The 3,419-nt window shown below is 72.1% G+C and carries 3 protein-coding genes; 2 read left to right on the top strand and 1 reads right to left on the bottom strand.

Annotated elements, in window-relative coordinates:
* Positions 1-164: 164 nt before the first annotated feature.
* Entirely contained in the window at positions 165-1,661 is a 1,497-nt protein-coding gene (locus L0P92_RS43175; protein ID WP_234768605.1) for an FAD-dependent monooxygenase, read from the top strand.
* Positions 1,662-1,731: 70 nt separating this feature from the next.
* On the opposite strand, the gene L0P92_RS43180 is transcribed toward L0P92_RS43175, so the two are convergent.
* Positions 1,732-2,244, bottom strand: coding sequence for a MarR family winged helix-turn-helix transcriptional regulator (locus L0P92_RS43180; protein ID WP_234768606.1), 513 nt, complete (start codon positions 2,242-2,244; stop codon positions 1,732-1,734).
* A 112-nt stretch (positions 2,245-2,356) separates the two neighbouring features.
* On the opposite strand from L0P92_RS43180, the gene L0P92_RS43185 reads away from it, so the two are divergent.
* The gene (locus L0P92_RS43185; RefSeq protein ID WP_234768607.1) at positions 2,357-3,298 is read left to right on the top strand and encodes an EamA family transporter; all 942 of its coding nucleotides are present in this window, start codon (positions 2,357-2,359) and stop codon (positions 3,296-3,298) included.
* The last annotated feature ends 121 nt before the right edge of the window (positions 3,299-3,419 follow it).

Raw genomic sequence — 3,419 nt, forward strand, 5'->3', positions numbered from 1 at the left:
GGCGTGTCGGGCGTGGGGGGCGGGCTCTGGGGCATGCCAACAACTGTAGGTCAACATGCGTAGGCCAACAAGTGTTGACAGCCGCGGCTGCACCGCCGTACGTTAGCCAACAAGCGTTGACCAACAATCGTTGGCAAACATGCGTTGGCACCCAGGAGGCCACCATGAACGGCACCGGCACCGGCACCAACCACACGGCTCCCGCCCCCGCCCCCGTCCTGGTCGTCGGCTCCGGCCCCACCGGTCTCCTCCTGGCCGGTGACCTCGCCGCGGCCGGAGTCCCCGTCACCCTCGTCGAGAGGCGCCCCCACGAGATCAGCAACCTCTCCCGCGCCTTCGGCGTGCACGCCCGCACCCTGGAACAGCTCGACGCCCGAGGCCTCGCCGACCAGTTGCTCGCCACCGGCAGCACCATCACCGAGCTGCGCCTCTTCCGCCGCCTCTCCCTCGACCTGGGCACGCTGCCGTCCCGCTTCCCGTTCCTGCTCATCACCCCGCAGTACGAGGTCGAGCGGCTGCTGGAGCGACGGGCGCGCGAGCTCGGCGTCGAGTTCCGCTTCGAGAGCGAGGTCGTCGGGCTGCGGCAGGACGACAGCGGGGTCGACCTCGACGTGCGCGGCCCGGACGGGACGGTCGTCACGCAGCGCGCGGCCTACGTCGTCGGCGCGGACGGCCACCGCAGCGCCGTACGCCGTGCCGTCGGCCTGCCCTTCCCCGGCGTCTCCGTCATCAAGTCCCTCTTCCTGGCGGACGTACGGCTCGCCGAGCGGCCGGAGAGCGTGCTCACCGTCAACGGCGCGGGCGACGCCTTCGCGATGATCGCGTCCTTCGGTGACGGCTGGTACCGCGTCATGGGCTGGAACCGCCGCCACGAGGTCCCCGACGACGTCCCGCTCGATCTCGACGAGGTCAGGGAGGTCACCCGGCGCGCCCTGGGCACCGACTACGGCATGCACGACGCCCGCTGGCTCTCCCGTTTCCACAGCGACGAGCGCCAGGCGCCCGAGTATCGGGTCGGACGGGTCTTCCTCGCGGGCGACGCGGCGCACGTCCACTCACCGGCCGGCGGCCAGGGCATGAACACCGGGCTCCAGGACGCGGCCAACCTCGGCTGGAAGCTCGCCGCCGTCAGCAAGGGGTGGGCGCCCGAAAGCCTCCTGGACACCTATCAGGCCGAGCGCCACCCGGTCGGCAAGGCGGTGCTGCGCAGCAGCGGCGGACTGGTCCGGCTGGCGCGGGCGCAGAACCCGGCCCTGCGTGCCGTACGCGCCCTCGTCTCCGCCTTCGTCAACGCGGCCCGCCCCGCCCGTGCGAAGGCCCTGGCCCAGATCTCGGGCATCGGCTACCGGTACGCCGCCCCGCGCGGTTCCCACCGCCTGGTCGGCACCCGCGTCCCGGACGTCGCGCTGGAGAGCGGCCGGCTGTACGAGGCTCTGCGCGGTGGTCGGTTCGTGCTGATCACCGCGAGGGGCGTGGAGGTGCCCGGAGCCCTCGGGGACCAGGGCTCCCGAAAGGACCGGCTGACCGTGGAACGCTGGGCGGGCGACCGTCGTACGACCGTGCTGGTGCGGCCTGACGGGTACGTGGCGTGGGCGGCGGACGGGGCGGACGCGGAGGACGCGCGTGCTGTCGAGGCGGCGCTCGCCGAGCAGGTGGGCTGAACGCCGCCTCCATGCCGGGTCTGCCGGACCTGCCGGGCAGGTCCGGTCGCCCGGCTAACAGGTCGCCGGACTACCGGGATTCGGGCGTCCCCGCGAGCAACTCCCGCAACAGGTCGGCCAGTCGGTCGGCCTGTTCGGCGTCGAGGGTGGACAGGGCCTCCGTCTGGGCGGCGAGTCCGGCGCCGACCGCCTCGTCGATGAGGTGCAAGCCCTTCTCGGTGAGGGTGACTTGCAGGCCGCGGCGGTCGTGCGGATCGGGGGAGCGGCGCAGCAGGCCGGCCCGTTCCAGCTTGTCGAGGCGGCCGGTCATGCCGCCGGTGGTGAGCATCAGCGTCGCCGACAGCTGGCGGGGCGAGAGCGTGTGCGGCTCACCGGCGCGGCGCAGGGTCGCCAGGACGTCGAACTCGCCGCGCGAGATGCCGTAGGGCGCGTACGCCTTCTCCATGCGGTCGCCCATCGTGCGCGAGAGACGGAAGATCCGCCCGAAGACCTCCATCGCCTTGGTGTCGAGGTCGGGCCGCACGGCCGCCCACTGGTCGATGATCGCGTCGACGGGATCGTTGCGCTGTGGGCGTTCACTCATGGTGCCGAGTATCGATGGCCGGACGCTCGGCCGCAAGAAAGTGGCTTGACGGAAAGTAGCTTAGAGCTAAGCTACTTTCCATCGACCTACTTTGAAGGGTGTGTGGCGAGCCATGGGTGCACGTGCACTGATACTCCTCACCGCGCTCGCGCCCGTCTCCTGGGGCACGACCTACGCGGTCACCACCGAGTACCTGCCGCCGGACCGCCCCCTGTTCACCGGCCTGATGCGCGCTCTCCCCGCCGGCCTCCTGCTGCTGGCCCTCGCCCGGGTCCGCCCGCACGGCGCCTGGTGGTGGAAGTCGGCGGTGCTCGGCGCGCTGAACATCGGCGCCTTCTTCCCGCTGCTGTTCCTGTCCGCGTACCGGCTGCCCGGCGGCATGGCGGCGGTCGTGGGCTCGGTCGGACCGCTGTTCGTGGCGGGGCTCGCGGCGCTGCTGCTGGGGGAGCGGCCGACGGTACGGACGCTGCTCACCGCGGTCGTGGCGGCCTTCGGGGTCAGCCTGGTCGTGCTGAAGGCGGCCGGCGCCCTGGACGCGCTGGGCGTCCTCGCGGCCCTCGCCTCCACCGCCTCGATGTCCACGGGCACGGTGCTGACCAAGCGCTGGGGGCGCCCGGACGGCGTCGGCCCCCTCGCCCTGACCGGATGGCAACTGACGGCGGGCGGCCTGCTCATCGCGCCGCTCGCGGTGCTGGTCGAGGGCGCGCCGCCCGCGCTCGACGCCCCGGCGATCGGCGGCTACCTCTACCTCGCGCTCGCGAACACGGCCCTCGCGTACTGGCTCTGGTTCCGCGGCATCGGCCGCCTCACGGCCACGCAGGTCACGTTCCTCGGCCCGCTGTCCCCGCTGACCGCCGCGGTGGTCGGCTGGGCGGCGCTGGGGCAGGCGCTGACGCCGGTTCAGGTGGTGGGGATGGTGCTTGCGTTCGGGGCGACGGTGGTGGGGCAGATCGGGGCCGGCAAGCGGACGGTCGCCGGACGATCTTTCAGTTCTGCTGAACTGAATCATCGAAAAGATTCGATGGACGTGACAGGTCCGGCGCTGCGACGGTAGATCGGGGTCGATCACCGACATCGACCACCGCCCCCGATCACCGATCTCTGATCACCAGCGAAAGGACCTCCGTGACCGTCGTCCTCCCCAGGACAGCAAGCCCCACCCTCCTCCCCCGAAC

Origin of the sequence: Streptomyces muensis, from assembly GCF_021474425.1 — a bacterium.
In the GTDB taxonomy this organism is placed as follows: Bacteria; Actinomycetota; Actinomycetes; order Streptomycetales; family Streptomycetaceae; genus Streptomyces; species Streptomyces muensis.

Coding starts and splice junctions, on each gene's coding strand:
- L0P92_RS43180 (WP_234768606.1), bottom strand. CDS start 2,244: ATGAGTGAACGCCCACAGCGCAACGATCCCGTCGACGCGATCATCGAC.
- L0P92_RS43185 (WP_234768607.1), top strand. CDS start 2,357: ATGGGTGCACGTGCACTGATACTCCTCACCGCGCTCGCGCCCGTCTCC.
- L0P92_RS43175 (WP_234768605.1), top strand. CDS start 165: ATGAACGGCACCGGCACCGGCACCAACCACACGGCTCCCGCCCCCGCC.